The sequence below is a fragment of the Leeuwenhoekiella parthenopeia genome (genome assembly GCF_020782115.1).
Classification (GTDB): Bacteria; Bacteroidota; Bacteroidia; order Flavobacteriales; family Flavobacteriaceae; genus Leeuwenhoekiella; species Leeuwenhoekiella parthenopeia.
In genome coordinates this window covers 14,830-32,770 of record NZ_JAJGMW010000019.1, presented here as the reverse complement: position 1 = coordinate 32,770, position 17,941 = coordinate 14,830, and the positions used below count along the sequence as shown (strand labels likewise).

The following is a 17,941-nucleotide window of genomic DNA, read 5'->3' as shown; positions in this document are numbered from 1 at the left end:
ATCTTGCTTAAAAACACCGTCTTGTTGAGATTTCTGTATTTCATTTTTTGCTTTATACTCTTTCTGCCTGCGATGATAGGGCAGGAGTTGCCTCCTGTGCAAAACTTTTCGCCCGAAGAGTATGCAGCAGAGAATCAAAACTGGGCCATCACCCAGGGAGCCAATGATTTTATTTACGTGGCTAACAACTCGGGTCTGCTGGAATATGACGGAGCACGCTGGCGCGTTTACGATTCCCCCAATAAAACCATCATCAGAGCCGTTGAGGCCAGTGGCAATCGTATCTACACGGGAGCCTATATGGAATTTGGCTACTGGGAACCCAACCGGAAAGGACTTTTAGAATATCATTCCTTAAGCAGCCAGAAGGAATTGCAACTGGTCGAGGATGAACAGTTCTGGAATATTTTTACCATCGACAACCTGGTACTGTTTCAGTCTTTAAACCGAATTTACAGCTACGATACCCAAAATCAGAGTCTTGAAACGTTTTCTCCCCGGGGTAATATAACCAAAGCTTTTCGCATTGATAAATCGGTCTATTTTCAACTGGAAGGGCAGGGGCTTTTTCAGCTTCAGGAAGGAAAGGCGGTCTTACTATCAGATGCGGAGTTCTTAAAGTCTGATGTTCTGGTCGGCTTTTTCAAAAGTGAAAGTCGTTATATTATGATCATGGCACGTTCAGGGTTTTTCAGTTTGAAGAATGATGAAGTGTCGACTCTTACCGTACCTCAAAGTGTTCAGGAGGCGGTTATTTACAGTTGCCAAAAGCTCAGAGACGGCTCCCTGATGCTGGGTACTATTTCTTCAGGTCTGATACATTTAGATGAGGCCTTTAATTTTGATTACGTTCTCAACCAGCAGCGTGGCATCACTAATAATACGGTGCTTTCAATTGAAGAAGACCGGGATGCTAACGTATGGCTGGGACTTGACAACGGTATAAGCGTTATCAACAGCAGCACTGCTTTTAAAGTGTTTAGGGACAATGCCGGTAATCTGGGTTCGGTATATACTTCAGCTCGGGTAGGGGACTATTTGTACCTGGGCACCAATCAGGGATTATTTTACCGTACTATTCAGGATAAAACAAGCAATTATCAATTAATTCCCGGAACTAAAGGACAGGTTTGGAGCCTAACTAAAATAGGGGATGATTTGTTTTGCGGTCATCACGAGGGGACTTTTTTGGTGGATAAAGCCCAGGTTAAGCAACTTGCCAGAACACCGGGTACCTGGCAGGTACAATGGCTTTCTAAAGCCCAGGGACTCGCCATTCAGGGAAATTACAGCGGTCTTTATGTCTTGCAAAATACAGCCAATGGCTGGCAGCTTAGAAATAAAATTTCCGGTTTTGATATCTCAAGCAGGTATTTTGGTCTCGGACCAAACCAGACCATTTATGTGAGTCACGAGTACAAAGGGGTTTTTAAGGTTTCGGTAAACGAAAATTTCACAAGTGTTCGCAATTATGAATTGATACCTGAATTACCCCCGGCAGAAAAAGCGGGTATAACACCTTATAAAGACCGCTTGTTCTACGTAAGTAATGCGGGTGTTTATGAACTCGATAAACAGACCGAAGCTTTTCAGCTTGATAGTTTGCTTACCAGGAGTTTTTTTGAAACAGGTACTTACACCACCGGAAAACTAACTTATGACGACGCAAATGATCGCTTGTGGTCTTTTAATTCGCAGGAAATCAGTTATCTGAAACCGGGCATTCTGGCTGATGAGTTTGAAATAAACCGTTTTGCCTTACCGGCGAAAGCTCGCAGGGATATTCCGGGTTTTGAGAATATTACTCCTGTTGGCGCCAACGTGTATTTGTTGGGTAATTCAACCGGATATACGCTTTTTGACCTGAATGAGGCCCGCGAGGAAGGGTTCAGCATACGACTACGCGGTGTCGAGAACGGTACCCGGGATGGAAAGTTGCAATACATCGATCAGGACAACAGGGAGCCTTATCCCAATGAGCAGTCAAATTTTAGGTTTATGTTTAGCGTGCCGCAATACGACAAATTTCGTGCTGTGGTTTATCAGTACCGGCTACAGGGCTATTACGAGGAGTGGTCAGCCTGGTCACCTGAAGCACTGGTTTCTTACGAGAATCTTCCGCATGGGGACTATGTTTTTGAAGTACGGGCGCGTATTGGGGAATCGTACTCAGAAAACACACTTAGCTATCCTTTTCAGATCAAACGACCCTGGTACTTATCTATACTCGCTATTGTATGTTATGTTGTTTTAGGGCTTCTGCTCATTGCAGGAATTCAAATTTATAACCGGCGTTACTACCGGAAGCAAAAACAACGACTCATCGAGATCAATAACCGCAGGATTGAATTGGCCAATTCTGAAAAGCAGCGGGAGATTATCAGGCTTGAGAATGAAAAACTACAGCAGGATGTAGATAGTAAGAGCCGTGAGCTGGCAGCTTCTACCATGAATCTGGTTAAGAAAAACGAGTTGCTCAACACCATTAAAAAGGAGTTGGAGCAGACCGAACAAAAAAACACAAAGACGGTTATTAAAATCATAGATAACAATCTGGATCCTAAAAAGGATTGGGAATTCTTCAAGGAGGCTTTCAATAATGCAGATAAAGACTTTTTAAAGAAGATCAAGCGCCTGCATCCCAAGCTTACTCCAAATGACCTAAAACTTTGCGCATACCTCCGCTTGAATCTGACTTCCAAGGAGATTGCTCCATTACTTAACATTTCGGTACGCAGTGTAGAGATAAAAAGATATCGTTTGCGTAAAAAAATGGATTTAGAGCGCGAGGATGGACTTGTTGAGTATATTCTTTCGATCTAAAAGACCTATACAAGTCTGGTTTAGAACTCAACATTACCTATACAAAAGCCTGTAATGTGGTGTTTTTGAGTGTTTTTTGATTTTACATTCTTAATTTTAACATCTGTCCTTAAGCCTTATTACGAAAGCGTTTGCGTTGAGTTTTTTTCGGTTATGCCGGTTAATACCGGGGTTGTTGATTTTTTGTAAAGGCAGATTTTAAGGAATTGTTAATGCTTGCGGGTAGATTTGATTTCAAATTAAACATGTATGAGATCAATATTATCCTTAATGGTTCTTGTTTTGTTTTCATCGGGGCTTTTCGCACAGACCGGTGATCCCATTCAGGCATCAGGTACAGTGACAGATATGACGGGAATGCCACTTCCCGGGGTTAATGTCATTGTAAAAGGAACTTCAAGAGGGACCAGTACAAATTTTGACGGTGAATTTAGCCTCTCAGTTCTGCAATCAGGTACCCTGGTTTTTTCGTATCTGGGTTTTCAACCCAAGGAAGTAACTGTTACGAGTACCAATCCCATCACCGTTCAACTGGTAGAAGATGCCAGTGCCTTAGAAGAGGTAGTGGTAATTGGTTACGGTACACAAACCCGTAAAGAGGTTACCGGAGCCGTTGCTGTGGTAGGTTCTGAAACTATCGAAGAGCAAAACCCGGTACGCATAGAACAGGCGCTACAAGGGCGCGTTGCGGGGGTTAACATCAGTTCGACCTCAGGTTCTCCCGGTAGTGCTTCAACCATTAACATTAGAGGTATTTCAACCAATGGAGACAACCGTCCTCTTATTTTGGTTGATGGAGCGGTAATTGAAGACTTAAGTGTACTCAACCCTAATGATATTGAAAGTATAAATGTTCTAAAGGACGCAACTGCCGGTATTTATGGAGTTCGTGCTGCCAACGGTGTTATTTTAATCACTACTAAAACAGGACGTAAGAACACAGACTTAAGAGTAAATGTAGATTCGTATGTAGGTGTTCAGGAAACCACACGTAAATTACCTGTTTTAAATGCTACCGAATACGGAGCTATTATTAATGAAGCCTTTGTTGCCGGCAATCAGGCGCCACCATTCCCCAATCTTAGAAATCTGGGTATGGGTACAGACTGGCAGGATGAGGTTTTTAGAAAAGCCTTTTTATCTGATGTAAACGCTACTATTTATGCCGGGGGCGAAAATTCTACGTATTCTATTGGTTTGGGTTATCTCGATCAGGACGGTATAGTAGGAGGCGGTGCAGCAAACTTTGAGCGATTTACCGGTCGCGGAAGCTATAATCTCGATATTACCGATAACTTGAAATTTAAAGCTTCGGGTATTTACACCAATTCTAACCGAAGCACGCTGCTTGAAAACACATTAGGATCAGTACTCTTCAACGCAGTTAATATGGATCCTACCAGACCGGTGCGGGATGCTAACGGCGATTTTACCTTAGCTACCGGTTTAGGAAATGAGGTAATCAATCCCGTTGCGCAAATTGCCAATACCTTCAACGGTACTCAGGTTGATAAAATTACCGGTACTGTGGGTTTGTCCTATGGATTCTTAGACAATTTCAAAATCGAATCGAACTATCAGTTCAACTATTCGGAAGTTCGTAATCGTGCTTTTAACCCATCCGGATTAAATTATGGTGATGGTAAAGTGTTTAATAACCTGGGACGTAACGAGTACTTCGTAAACGATAGTTTCTTCAGGGATTATACCTGGGATAACCTGTTGACTTATACCAATACCATCGCCGATGATCACAACATCACAGCTCTTTTGGGTATGTCGGCCTTTAGAACCAGCGGAGAGTTTTACAACTTCACCGGCCGCGGTGTACCGGGTAATACCTTTGCAGAAGCAAGCCTTGTTGGTGCAGAGGAAGTTATTGATGCACGTACGGTGAGTGGTGGCCCCAATGAATTTGACCAGCGTTTATTATCCTATTTTACGCGCTTGCAATACAACTTTAAAGAAAAATACTTGTTCTCTGCTTTGCTGAGACGAGATGGTTCTTCAAATTTTGGACCTGAAAATAAATTTGGGTATTTCTATGCCTTATCAGGGGGTTGGGTATTAAGTGATGAAGATTTCTTTGATAGTGAATTTATAAATTTCGCCAAATTAAGAGGTAGTTACGGTTTGCTGGGTAATGACCGCATTGGAGCCTTTGGGTTTGTTTCAACCCTCAATGGAGAAGGCACCTATGTTTTTGACGACGAATTGGTCTTTGGCGTTGCACCTGGACAACTATCAAACCCTGAAATTAAATGGGAGCGACAAAAAACCTACGATATAGGTGTTGACCTGGAATTGTTTAGTTCTGCCATAAGAATAACCGCAGATTACTTTAATAAGCGTACTGAAGACTTATTACTGGTGCCTCAGGTTTCAGGATTGCTAGGGGTTACGGCTCCGGGATCTTCTCCGCCTATTGTAAATGCCGGTAGTGTTGAGAACAGAGGTTTTGAATTTTCAATCAACTACAACCAGATCATCAGCGATGATGCCGATTTCAACATTGGATACAACTTTACAACCCTTAAAAACGAAGTGCTTCAGGTAGGAAATCAAAGTGGATTCATACCAGGCGGTTCATTTGGTTTTGGTCAGGAAGCTCCGGCACGTATGGAAGCCGGTTTCCCAATAGGTTATTTCTACGGGTTACAAACCAACGGTATTTTCCAAACCCAGGCTGAGGTTGATGCGCACGCCACGCAGGCAAATGCAGTGCCGGGAGATTTACGTTATGTAGATCAAAATGGTGACGGAGTGATAGACGGTGATGATCGTGTCAATATTGGCGATCCTATTCCTGATGTGACGATGGGCTTGAACATCGGGTTTAATTATAAAAACTTTGACTTTACCGCTTATGCCTATGCATCAATTGGTAATGACATTGTACGGGCTTACGACCGTAATCAAAACCTGACCAACAAGACCAACTATGTTTTAAACCGATGGATTGGTGCCGGTTCTACAGATACCTATCCCCGGGTGACTATTGGGCCTAACTCAAATTTGCTGTTTTCTGATTTTTATGTGGAAGATGGTTCGTACCTGAGACTTCAGAACGTTCAGGTGGGATATAGTCTGGGCAATGACGTTATTGAGCAGTTGGGAATTAGTAAACTGCGTTTTTACGTGGCTGTGGCTAATGCCTTTACCCTAACCAAATACCAGGGCTTTGATCCTTCTGCATCTTCAGGAGCTCCTATTGGAGGCGGTATTGACCAGGGATTCTACCCGGTACCGCGCATTTATACAGCCGGACTTAACTTCAAATTTTAAACGAAGAGCGATGAAAAAATATATAACATACTTTCAAATTTTAGGCCTTTCTGCCCTGTTGCTTTTTACATCTTGCGGGGAAGACTTTATTGATGTAGCGCCTAATAATGAAAATTCTGAGGACTACTTTAATACCCCGGAGGATTACGAACTTGCCCTGGTGGGTGCCTATGATTTATTACAGGCCACGTATCTGAATGTTCTGGTAGGAGAAATTGCTTCCGACAACACCCTTGCCGGTGGAGAAAGCGCTACCGATACTCCCGGAATACAGGAGATTGATAATATGACCCATACTCCGGTTAATCAGCAATTGCGTGATATCTGGGGCTGGATGTTTAGCGGCGTAAACCGGGCGAACTACATTCTGGAGTTTCAGGATAAAATTGATTTTGACGGTAAAAATGAAATCATTGCCCAGGCCCGTTTTTTAAGAGCCTATTACTATTTTGAATTGGTAAAATGGTTTGGTGATGTGCCGCTTGCCGTAGATCAGCGTTTGTTGTTTGGAGATCAGTTTAATGTAGATCGTACTCCGGCTCCAGAAGTCTATGCACAGATTGAGCTGGATTTGATTTTTGCTGCCGAAAACCTGCCGGCCACTCAGGCTCAGGAAGGTCGCGTTACCAGTGGTGCTGCTCGCGCGCTTTTGGGCAAAGCCTACCTGTATCAGGATAAATTTACTGAAGCTGCAAACGCGCTTGATCAGGTAATCGCAGGTCCTTATGATTTGCTTGATGATTATTCTATTTTATTTCTTCAGGAAGGTGAAAACAGCGTGGAGTCTGTGTTTGAAGTACAGTACACCGATAAGGAAGGAGCCGGTTTTGGATGTTTACAATGTAGTGAAGGTAACGTAGCCGTTGGTTTTAACGGAATACGTAATTATTCAGGTCCTGAATTTGACAGCGGTTTCAGCTTTAACGTGCCGGTAGCCGAAGCTTACAATGCTTTTGAACCGGGAGACAGCCGTCAGGACAATGCGATTTTAGATATTGAAGCCTTTGCAGCACGCACCGGCGCAACCTATAACGAAGGTTATGAGCATACGGGTTATTTCAACCGTAAATACTTACCGCGTAAAGGCGATGCCAACCTGGGAGATGCTAACCTTACCAATCCCAATAATTACCGGTCTATTCGTTTTGCTGATGTATTGCTTATGGCTGCAGAAGCGCACAACCGTAAGACCAATCCTAACGATGTTTTGGCACAGGAGTACCTTAACCGCGTAAGACGCAGGGCTTTTGGAGATCTGGACCACGATATCGTGGCAACCGGCGCAGCACTCACCGAGTTTATTTATGCAGAGCGCAGACTGGAGCTGGTAGGCGAAGGACACCGTTTCTTCGACCTCGTTCGTACCGGTCGCGCGGCAGATGAGATACCCGGCTTTACACCCAATAAAAACGAATTATTCCCCATCCCGTCAATCGAAATCGAACTGGCCGGAAACCGATGGGAACAAAATCAAGGATACTAATTAATACACCAGAATACGATGAAAATTTTTAAACTCTTAGTGTTAGTTCTTACGGCAGTGACCGCGTTTACCGCCTGTGAGGAAGATATCATCACCAATTACGCCTTTGAAGATATTTCGGCACCCCAAAATCTGAAAGCCAATTTTGTCGTAACTCAGGATGATTCGGGTCTTGTGACAATTACGCCGGTGGGTGAAGGGGCTTCAACCTTTACGGTGTATTCGGGGATTGAAGGGGACAGTGCAATAACCATCAATGCCGGTGAGTCTGTAAACTTTACCTATACGGAAGGTGAGTATCTGGTACGAATCGTGGCGACAGGAGCTACCGGGCTTACCAGTGAATACAATCAAAACCTGATTATATCATTTACAGCTCCCGAAAATTTGGCCTTTACCACTTCGGTAAGTGGTCTTAAGCTTACCGTAACGCCTGAAGCTACCAATGCAGCACAATTTGACGTGTATTTTGGTCTTGGAGATGAGGAGGAGCCGGTTACGATTATGCCCGGTGAGTCTGCGGTTTATGAGTATGCCGAACCCGGAACCTACGATATTAGAGTAGTTGCACGTGCAGCTTCGGTTGAAACTGTAGAACTTACCAAATCTATTCTGGTTGCGGGTGCAGTTGACCCCATCGTAATGCCTATTACGTTTGACAATCCTGATGTAAACTACGAATTCGTAACCTTTAACGGAGTAATCTTTGAAGTGGTTGCAAATCCAGATCAGTCTGGGGCAAACACTTCAGATTCTAATGTTGGCGCTATTAAAAATAGTGGAGCACAGTTCGAAGGAGGTACGTTCAACCTGGGAACTCCGGTAGACTTTAGCGGTGCAGATAAAACTATTACGATGAAGTTTTGGTCAGATAAACCTACATCAGTTCTGCTGAAATTTGAAGGTGGTGTAAATGGAGAACGCCAGAATGAGATTTCTAAAGCACACGGTGGTACCGGATGGGAAGAGCTAAGCTTTAATTTTGCTACAGAAGCAAATACCAGCTATATCGATCAAAGTGATACCGGAGGGCAGCCTTTTGTGCCTACGGGCCAATACACAGCAATGACTATTTTTGTAGATGGCCCCGGTACCCTGGCCGGAACCTTCTACATTGATGATATCGAGCAAACCGGCCTTGCAGCTCCTAAACTTCCTGTTACCTACGATCAGGCGGCCTTTGATTATACTATGGGAACCTTCAATGGGACTTCTTTTGAAGTGGTTACAAACCCCGATCAAAGCGGAGCGAATACCAGAGCGTCAAAAGTTGGGGCAATCACTAATAGCGGTCGCAACTGGGAAGGTGTTGCGTACAACCTTTCTGAGCCGGTAGACTTCAGTGGAGAAAACAAAACCATTCAGATTAAAGTATGGTCTAACGTATCGGTACCTGTACTGCTTAAGTTTGAAGGTGGTGTAAATGGGGAACGTCAAAATGAAATTTCAAAAGCACATACCGGTTCGGGATGGGAGCTTTTAACCTTTGATTTCGCTACCGAAGCAACAAAGAGCTTCATTGACGGCAGTCAGGGAGTAGGTGAGCCATTTGTACCAACAGGTCAGTATAATACACTGGTGTTGTTTGTTGATGGTCCCGGTACTACTGCTGGTACGTTCTACATTGATGATATCCAGAAGAATCCGGCACCAAGGCTTCCTATAAATTTTGACAATAAGGCCTTCTATTACGCAATGGGAACTTTTAACGGTTCGAGCTTTGAGGTAGTGGCAAATCCTGATCAGTCTGGTGCAAACACCAGCGCTTCAAACGTGGGAGCATTGACCAACTCGGGCAGAAACTGGGAAGGTGGTGCTTACAATTTATCGCAGCCGGTAGATTTCAGTGGTTCTAATAAAACCATTACGATGAAAGTATGGTCTAACGTATCGGTTCCTGTATTGCTGAAATTTGAAGGTGGCGTGAATGGCGAACGTCAAAACGAAATTTCTAAAACCCACGGTGGAACCGGATGGGAAACGATGACCTTTAATTTTGCCACAGAAGCTGTTAAAAGTTATATAGATGGCAGTCAGGGAGTAGGTGAACCATTTGTTCCTACAGGTCAGTACGGCACGTTAGTATTGTTTATTGACGGTCCGGGTACTACAGCAGGTACCTTCTATCTTGATGATATTGTTCAGCAATAAAAAATAATCTATGAAAACTATTTTAAAACTAGTTACGGTAATGAGTTTGTTTCTGACATTTAGTTGTCAGGACGACGACGCGACTCTTGAGTCAGTCGCTGTACCTCAAAATCTTACCGTGTCTACAGATATTACGACAGACGGGTCGGGTAATGTAACCTTTACCGCAACTGCAGATCATGCAATTACGTATCGCTTTATATTTCCTGACGGATCTTCAGACGTTGCGCCAAGCGGGGTGTATACCAAACGTTTTACCAAAACCGGTTTAAATACCTACACCGTAACTGTTATTGCATACGGGCAGGCAGGGGTAAGTACTTCGCAACTCATCGTAGTTGAGGTAGAAAGTGATTTTTCTGATCTTGATGCGATTGAGCTGTTAACGGGATATAATCCCGCGAGCGGAAGTCCTTCCACCAAAACCTGGTACTGGGCGGCAGATGTGCCTAACCATTTGGGTGTAGGGCCAAACAACGATGATCTAAGCCAAAACTACTTTTGGGCATTCTTCTCGTTTACCGATCCTTTCGCGCTGAACTTTGATGCCGCAAGCTGTGCGTACGATGACGAATTCATTTTCAGCACCACAAATGGTGAAAATCTAAATTACCTGTACGACAATAATGGTGCTACCTTCTTTAACAGAAGTTATGCCAGCGTAGCAGGCGGTACTTCGCCAGACGACCAGTGTTATGAGTTTGATACGACTTCAGGTGGTACACAGACCGTTACTTTAGGACCTTCAGAATCGGTTGTTGCTCCGGAGCGCAAGCGCGGAACGGTGATGACCTTTAACGACGGTGGTTTTATGGGCTATTATATTGGGACCACCCGATATGAAATTCTCTCAATTACCGAAAATCGTATGGTTACCCGTGCCATTCAGGGCAATGATGATTTCTTAGCCTGGTATCAGATTTTTACGTCTACTAAACCTGTTCAAAGTACAGGTCCGGTTGCCGAAGAAGATGAGTTTCCAACGCTGCTTTGGTCAGACGAATTTGATACTAACGGTGCTCCAAGTTCAGCAAACTGGACTTATGATATTGGCGTAGGTCAGGCCGGCTGGGGTAATAACGAAGTTCAATATTATACAGACCGTCCGGAAAACGTGATTGTTGAAGACGGAATGCTTAAAATCACTGCTAAACGTGAAGAGTTCAACGGGCAGCCGTTCACTTCGGCGCGTATTAAGTCTGAAGGTTTACAGGAGTTTACCTTTGGTAGAGTAGAGGTGAGAGCCAAATTGCCTACCGGCGTAGGTACATGGCCTGCAATCTGGATGCTGGGTGCAGACTACCAGACCAATGCCTGGCCTGCAGCCGGAGAAATCGATATTATGGAGCACGTAGGCCGTGAGCAGAATACCGTCTTCTCAACCCTGCACTTCCCGGAAAATTTTGGAGCAAATGGCGTAAGTGAAAGCACAACCGTGCCTACTGCTTCAACCGAGTTTCACGTGTATGCAACCGAATGGACCGAGACCCAGATTCGTTTTTACGTAGATGACGAGCTCTACCACATTTTTCAGAATGATGCGAGCAAGCCATTTGATAAGGACTTTTTTATGATCCTCAATGTAGCTATGGGCGGAAACTTTGGAGGTGACGTTGATCCCGGTTTCCAGCAGTCCAGTATGGAAGTAGATTATGTACGCGTCTATCAGCGTGACTGATAAAAATACAGAATCGTAACTGATTCTCTTGTTGTGAATTAAACGAAAAATAGAAAACGCTCCCCAAACGGTTTTTATCTGCTGAGGAGCGTTTTTTTATTGATGAAAAATACTATGAAAACACTAAAATTAACCGCATTGCTAGTCTTGCTTATAGCGTACAGCGGCAATGCCCAAAATCAAAAACTGGTTTGGGCCGAAGAATTTGACGGACAAAGCCTGGATGAGGCATCCTGGAATTACGAATTGGGCGATGGTTGTCCCAATCTGTGTGGCTGGGGTAATAACGAGCGGCAGATTTATACCAAAGAGAACCACCGGCTGGAAGACGGGAAGCTAATCATCACCGCAAAGAAAGATGGTGATACCTATACTTCTACCCGAATTACCACCAAAGACAAGCACGAGTTTCAATATGGTCGTATGGAAACCCGTGCCAAATTACCTGTAGGTCACGGCCTGTGGCCTGCCTTCTGGATGCTGGGGGCAAACATCAGCGAAGTGGGCTGGCCGGCTTGTGGCGAGATCGATATTTTGGAGTATGTAGGTCGTGAACCCGGGGAGATTTTCACTTCCTTGCATACGCCGGATAGCCACGGCAATACCATTAATACCAAAAAGACCCAATTTCCGGGTATTGAAGATGCCTATCACGTGTATGCAGCAGAATGGTCACCTGAGAAAATAGACTTTTTTGTAGACGATCAGTTGGTGTACACCTTTAATCCCGAAGATAAAACCGAAGCCGTTTGGCCTTTTGACCAGCCCTTCTATTTTATTCTGAATTTGGCCATCGGCGGAAACTTCGGCGGACCGGAGGTTGACGATACGATTTTCCCACAGGAATTCAGTATTGATTATGTGCGGGTTTATGAGCTGGAATAGGGCTCACAGAGCCTAAATGGGCCTTGAAAACGGCCAGAAAAACCGTAAATAGAGCGCGGGATAAATTTTAACATTTAAAAGAAACGCACTGGCTACAACGTTTGCACGATGTTTTGATCAATTAACGGGTTTAAGGGCTTTAAAAAACGGCTTAAACCGCTGAAATAAAGGAAATAACACCATTTAAAAGATTAAATTTAAGAAGATAACAGGGCTAATATTACGTATTTATGATTTACAAAAAACTACTTGCGCTGGCTATTGTTTTGTACAGTTCCGCATTAATCAGTCAGACTCAGCGAGTCATGGTTGATAAGAATGCAGGGGGTATGCAATTGCTGGTTGAAGGCAAACCATTTATGATAAATGGGATGAACTGGGATTACTTTCCCATAGGTACTAACTTTTCATACAGTCTGTGGAATCAGCCTGATGATATTATCAAGGCTGCGCTCGATTCAGAGATGGGGCTTCTCAAAAATATGGGGGTCAATGTGGTGCGCCAGTACACCGGTATTCAGCCGCGATGGATTACCTATATCTACGACAACTATGGGATTTATACCATGCTCAACCATTCTTTTGGGCGCTATGGTCTTACCCTTAATGGGGAATGGGTTGCCAATACCGAGTATTCCAATCCCTTAACCCGGGAGTTGCTGCTTAAGGAAGTAACCGAAATGACTGCGAAATACAAAAACACCCGCGGTCTTTTGATGTTCCTGTTGGGTAATGAAAACAACTACGGCCTGTTTTGGGACGGTGCAGAGACCGAAGATATTCCGTTTGAAGATCGCAAGTCTACCATACGTGCCGAAGCTATGTACAAATTGTTTAACGATGCTGCCGTAGCGATGAAGGCGATCGATACCGATCATCCCGTAGCGATGTGTAACGGGGATTTGCTGTTTCTTGAAATCATCAAACAGGAGTGTAAAGACGTGGATATTTTTGGTACAAACGTGTATCGGGGAATGTCTTTTGGTGATGCGTTCACCCGGGTGCGGGACGAACTCAATATGCCAATTATGTTTACCGAGTTTGGCTCTGACGCATTTAACGCAATCGAAAACCAGGAAGATCAGGAAGCTCAGGCCAAATACCTTAAAAGCAACTGGGAAGAAATTTATGCCAATGCTTCGGGTATGGGTAAAGCCGGTAACTCTATTGGAGGTTTTACCTTTCAGTTTAGCGACGGCTGGTGGAAATACGGTCAGACCGAAAATCTTTCGGTACACGACAACAATGCGTCCTGGTCTAACGGGGGTTACGCGTTTGATTTCCGCGATGGCGAAAACAATATGAACGAAGAGTGGTTTGGTATTTGTGCCAAAGGCCCTACTAACGAACGCGGACTCTACGATCTGTATCCGCGTGCAGCCTATTATGTGTTAAAAGAAGCGCATAGCCTGAACCCTTATTCCGGCGGAATGACTGCCGAAAGTATTTCAACCGCCTTTAAGGATATCGAAATCATGGACGCGGTACTGCGTGCCCGTGGCGATAAAGCGGCTTTGGGAGTGGAGCTCAACAGCAAAGCGCGACTCAGCAACCTAAGAGCCGAATTCACGACTTTCAACACCGGCGGAAGCCTCATTACCACGCCTCGTGATGCAGATCCAGACGCGATGATGTACCCCGATGAGCTGGGCTTTGACCATATGCAATCCTATTATGTGGGTGTGGAAGGGAATCCTACTGCCAATATGCGTGCAGAAGTAAATTTCAACATCGTAGGCAATGTGGCCGAAAATCCCATAGACGAGATTTTCTACGAAAACCGGGCACGCGCGAGACGCTTTTTAAGTCCGGACGGCACCGTAGATGTTACCGATGTGAATCGTGTACAGGTGTACAGCGCCGAATACGAGTGGAATGCTGAGTACTTTGACCTACGCGGATTCTACCGTACCGGGCATTACCACTGGGGTTACGAGGGCGACTTCTTCGGTCTGTATCCTGAAGCCAATTACGGGCCCAACCTCGATATCTACAACGGGGAGATTTTAGGTTTTGAAGTTGATGGTAAAAAAGCCCTAAAAGATTTTAAAGTAGCCTTTGGCCCTCAATTGTGGTGGGGCGCAAACCCGGCTGTTTTCCTTAAATATTACAAGCAGTTCAAAAACGTTGATGTAGCTGCCATCTATCACGAAGATATTGACGATTACGGTACTACAGTCAGTTCAATAGCGATTCCCCAGCCTAAAACCAGACGCGTAACCCTTCAGGGTAAAACCACGCTGGGTAAATTCGGTTTTGAAGCCGGAGCCATTTGGGCAGGACAACCGCTTAATGGCCGCGAATTTCAGGTAGTACGCGGCGATAACCCTGATAATTACATCGTGTATACAGACAAGGTAAATTCAATGGATAACTGGGGAGGTAAAGCAAAAATAACGTTCTCAAGTGGTCCCTTAAACTGGTACGCTCAGGGATCGGCCATGGGTCTTGTAGCCCGCAGCGGTTTTGATCAAACCCAGACTTTTACCGGCTGGAGATTAAAAGATGTAGGAGGTGGAAATATTACCAATTTCCTTTCCGGGTTTACCTATCTCACCGGTAACTGGACGCTTGCACCTAATTTCCTGTGGCAAAAACCTTTGGTGGAAGCCATTCCAAACGACGCACCAGCTCCGGCACGTTTGCGTAACATTCAGGACGATCCGTTTTCGGTGCGTGAAAACCGGGAAACGGTTGCAGGTGAGTTCCTGCTAACGTATGACCCTACACCGGGAACCTGGATGTACGCCTGGGATAACGATGAGATGGAAGACGCGAAATTTGCCTTCAACGCCGGTTTTGTGTATTGGCATTTACCTACAACTATGGATGCCGCGATTGGTTTCCTGGGTAACCGTACTTCATTTGCTTTCCCCAATTCCGTACCGGCAGAAGATTTATGGGAATTCAACACCCGTATCGTTTCAAAAGCAGCACCTAATCTGGGTCTGATTGCCAATATGTACTTAGGTAACGCCCAGGCTCGTGGTAGCGATCCACGTTTGATCGAGCGGGTAGGTGGGGACATCCGGGTGATCTATAACAAGTTTAAGTTTATCCATTCCTTTAAGATCAATGACTGGGGGCCTTTTGACTACCACCGCGATTTTAACCTCACTTTTCCGGTGCAGTTGATGCTTGATGTGTCAACAACTCTGGGCAAACCCAGCTGGTTTATTCTGCCCAATACCCGCATCGGTGTTCGCGGCACATGGCGCTCACTTAACGAATTTTCAAACCGCTACGCACCCCTGCAGGGAGAAGAATTTGCTACTCAACCCACAATTAGTCCGGTAGGTTTTCCCGATGGAAACGAATGGGAAATCAGAACATACATACATATCAACATTGGTAACTAGAGAGATGATGAAAACAAATTTATATAAACTCATATGTACAGGTATTTTAATAGGTTTTACCGCCTGTGAACGACCCCTGTCTGACGATGTTGAATTTGCAACCTATGCAAGCAACGGCGATGTATTTCTCGATGGCTTTACCGCCGGCTTAAATTACTTCCCGTTTGAAGGATCTAAACTCGACGCCTTTACGGTCGATTCAGAAGTCAGCTATGATGGTGAAGCTTCTATGCGTATAGATGTACCAAATTTTGGAGATCCCGGAGGGGCTTACGCGGGTGCTGTTTTCCCTACAAATAGTCCGCGTGACCTTTCGGGTTATGACGCCCTTACCTTTTGGGCGAAAGCAACAAAGGCAGCGACTATAAACGAGATTGGCTTTGGCAACAATTTTGGCGAAAATAAATTTTTGGTAACCAAAACCAATCTGCGCATCAGCACAAACTGGGTGAAATACATAATCCCGATTCCTGATCCGTCAAAACTCATTGCTGAAAGCGGCCTCTTTTGGTACTCAGAGGGTCCTGAAGATGGCGACGGCTATACCTTTTGGGTTGATGAAGTGCAATTTGAAAAACTGGGTACAGTAGCGCAGCCCAGACCATCAATTCTAAACGGTGAGGATGTGGAGCAAACTACATTTACAGATATTACCATTCCTGTAACCGGTCTTACCCAAACCTTCAATCTGGCAAACGGGGTAAATCAAACCGTTAATGCTGCTCCGGGTTATTTCACGTTTGAAACATCAAACCCCGGCGTGGCTTTAGTCAACGAGCAGGGTGTTGTGACCACGCTCAATGAAGGTACTGCGGTCATTACCGCTTTAGTAGGCGGTGTACGTGCGGCTGGTTCGCTCACGCTCAATGTGGGAGGTGCTTTTGAACTGGCACCCACACCTACACGCCCCGCTGCAAATGTGATTTCGGTGTATAGTGATGCCTATACCAATGTGAATGTTGATTTCTATAACGGCTTTTTTGAGCCTTTTCAGACCACCCTTGGTGGAGATGATCTAAATATCAACGGCAACAGCATCATCAGTTATACCGACTTTAATTTCGTAGGAATTCAATTTGGCCGTGTAAATGCATCAGCAATGACCGGTTTACATATTGATTTGTACATCCCCGAAGGTATAAATCTGAATGCGAGTAGCTTTATCGATATTGAATTACAGGATTACGGCAGTGACGCTGTAACCGGTGGAGGAGACGACACCGTATCCCGTATCAAAATAACAGCAGACCGCTTACAAACCGGGCAGTGGGTCACGCTAGATATTCCACTTTCAGACTTTACAGCACTTACCACGCGCACCAATCTGGGACTTATTCTTTTTCAGGGAAGTGCAGAAATAAACGAATTGCTCGTGGATAACATTTACTTCTACACCGAATAAAAAATAGGATTATGAAAGATAAGAAACGATTTATACCAATGCTTCGGGTTGCCAAATCGAAACTTGCCCTGCTTGCTGTTGTATTTGCTTTTGCGGCTTGTGACACCAGCGAAGAGCAGACTGTGGCTGTTTTCGAAGATTTGATACTCGAAGATAATTTTGATCAGGATGGCGCGCCAGACGCTTCCATCTGGAACTACGATATCGGAACCGGACAAAACGGCTGGGGCAATAACGAACTTCAGTATTACACCAGTCGCAGTGAGAATGTAAGTGTGCAAAACGGCTACCTGCTCATTACCGCCCGGAAAGAGAATTTTCAGGGTTCAGGGTACACCTCTGCACGTTTGCTTACCAAAGGCAAATTTGAGAATACCTATGGTCGTTATGAAGCCCGCATCAAACTGCCTTACGGGCAGGGAATCTGGCCGGCATTCTGGCTTTTAGGTTCAGACATTCCGGGGGAAATTTGGCCACAAATAGGCGAAATAGACATTATGGAATACCGCGGGCAGGAACCTACTGTGGTGTTAGGTACGGTTCACGGACCGGGCTACTCTGCCGGGCAATCCATTTCGAAGCGTTACGAACTGCAGGGCGACCGTTTTGATACCGGTTTTCACATATTTGGTATTGAATGGGGACCTGAATACATCAACTTTTATGTAGATGACGTGCTTTATAATCAGATCACTCCCGATGATGTTCCCGGCGAGTGGGTCTTCAATCACGATTTTTACATCATTCTCAACCTCGCCGTGGGTGGAAGCTTTGTAGGCTCGCCCAATGCAGAAACCGTATTCCCACAAACCATGCTCGTTGATTACGTACGCGTTTACGAAAGCAATGGACAACGAAACTTTTAAAACCAGTAT

At 44.8% G+C, this 17,941-nt stretch carries 9 protein-coding genes; all 9 read left to right on the top strand.

The genetic code is table 11. The features are described from left to right. Positions 1 to 24: 24 nt before the first annotated feature. The 9 genes from LLW17_RS13670 to LLW17_RS13630 all read left to right on the top strand — a co-directional run bounded on the left by LLW17_RS13670 (position 25) and on the right by LLW17_RS13630 (position 17,932). Complete coding sequence (locus LLW17_RS13670) at positions 25 to 2,823, top strand: triple tyrosine motif-containing protein (protein WP_228230854.1); 2,799 nt, start codon at positions 25 to 27, stop codon at positions 2,821 to 2,823. 249 nt (positions 2,824 to 3,072) lie between these two features. Beyond that, positions 3,073 to 6,108, top strand: a complete 3,036-nt coding sequence (locus LLW17_RS13665) for a SusC/RagA family TonB-linked outer membrane protein (protein WP_228230853.1) — start codon at positions 3,073 to 3,075, stop codon at positions 6,106 to 6,108. Between the two features lie 10 nt (positions 6,109 to 6,118). Next, a complete protein-coding gene (locus LLW17_RS13660; RefSeq protein WP_228230852.1) occupies positions 6,119 to 7,591 on the top strand; it encodes a RagB/SusD family nutrient uptake outer membrane protein in 1,473 nt (490 codons plus the stop codon). 18 nt (positions 7,592 to 7,609) lie between these two features. Beyond that, positions 7,610 to 9,742, top strand: coding sequence for a hypothetical protein (locus LLW17_RS13655; protein WP_228230851.1), 2,133 nt, complete (start codon positions 7,610 to 7,612; stop codon positions 9,740 to 9,742). 10 nt (positions 9,743 to 9,752) lie between these two features. Further along, positions 9,753 to 11,420 (top strand): family 16 glycosylhydrolase, encoded by a 1,668-nt coding sequence (locus tag LLW17_RS13650; RefSeq protein ID WP_228230850.1) that lies wholly within the window; start codon positions 9,753 to 9,755, stop codon positions 11,418 to 11,420. Between the two features lie 114 nt (positions 11,421 to 11,534). Next, complete coding sequence (locus LLW17_RS13645; RefSeq protein WP_228230849.1) at positions 11,535 to 12,305, top strand: glycoside hydrolase family 16 protein; 771 nt, start codon at positions 11,535 to 11,537, stop codon at positions 12,303 to 12,305. A 230-nt stretch (positions 12,306 to 12,535) separates the two neighbouring features. Further along, positions 12,536 to 15,664, top strand: coding sequence for a glycoside hydrolase family 2 TIM barrel-domain containing protein (locus LLW17_RS13640; protein WP_228230848.1), 3,129 nt, complete (start codon positions 12,536 to 12,538; stop codon positions 15,662 to 15,664). Positions 15,665 to 15,668: 4 nt separating this feature from the next. Then, positions 15,669 to 17,066: a hypothetical protein gene (locus LLW17_RS13635; RefSeq protein WP_228230847.1), complete on the top strand. Its 1,398-nt coding sequence runs from the start codon at positions 15,669 to 15,671 to the stop codon at positions 17,064 to 17,066. Positions 17,067 to 17,077: 11 nt separating this feature from the next. Then, a complete protein-coding gene (locus LLW17_RS13630) occupies positions 17,078 to 17,932 on the top strand; it encodes a glycoside hydrolase family 16 protein (protein WP_228230846.1) in 855 nt (284 codons plus the stop codon). Positions 17,933 to 17,941 lie beyond the last annotated feature (9 nt).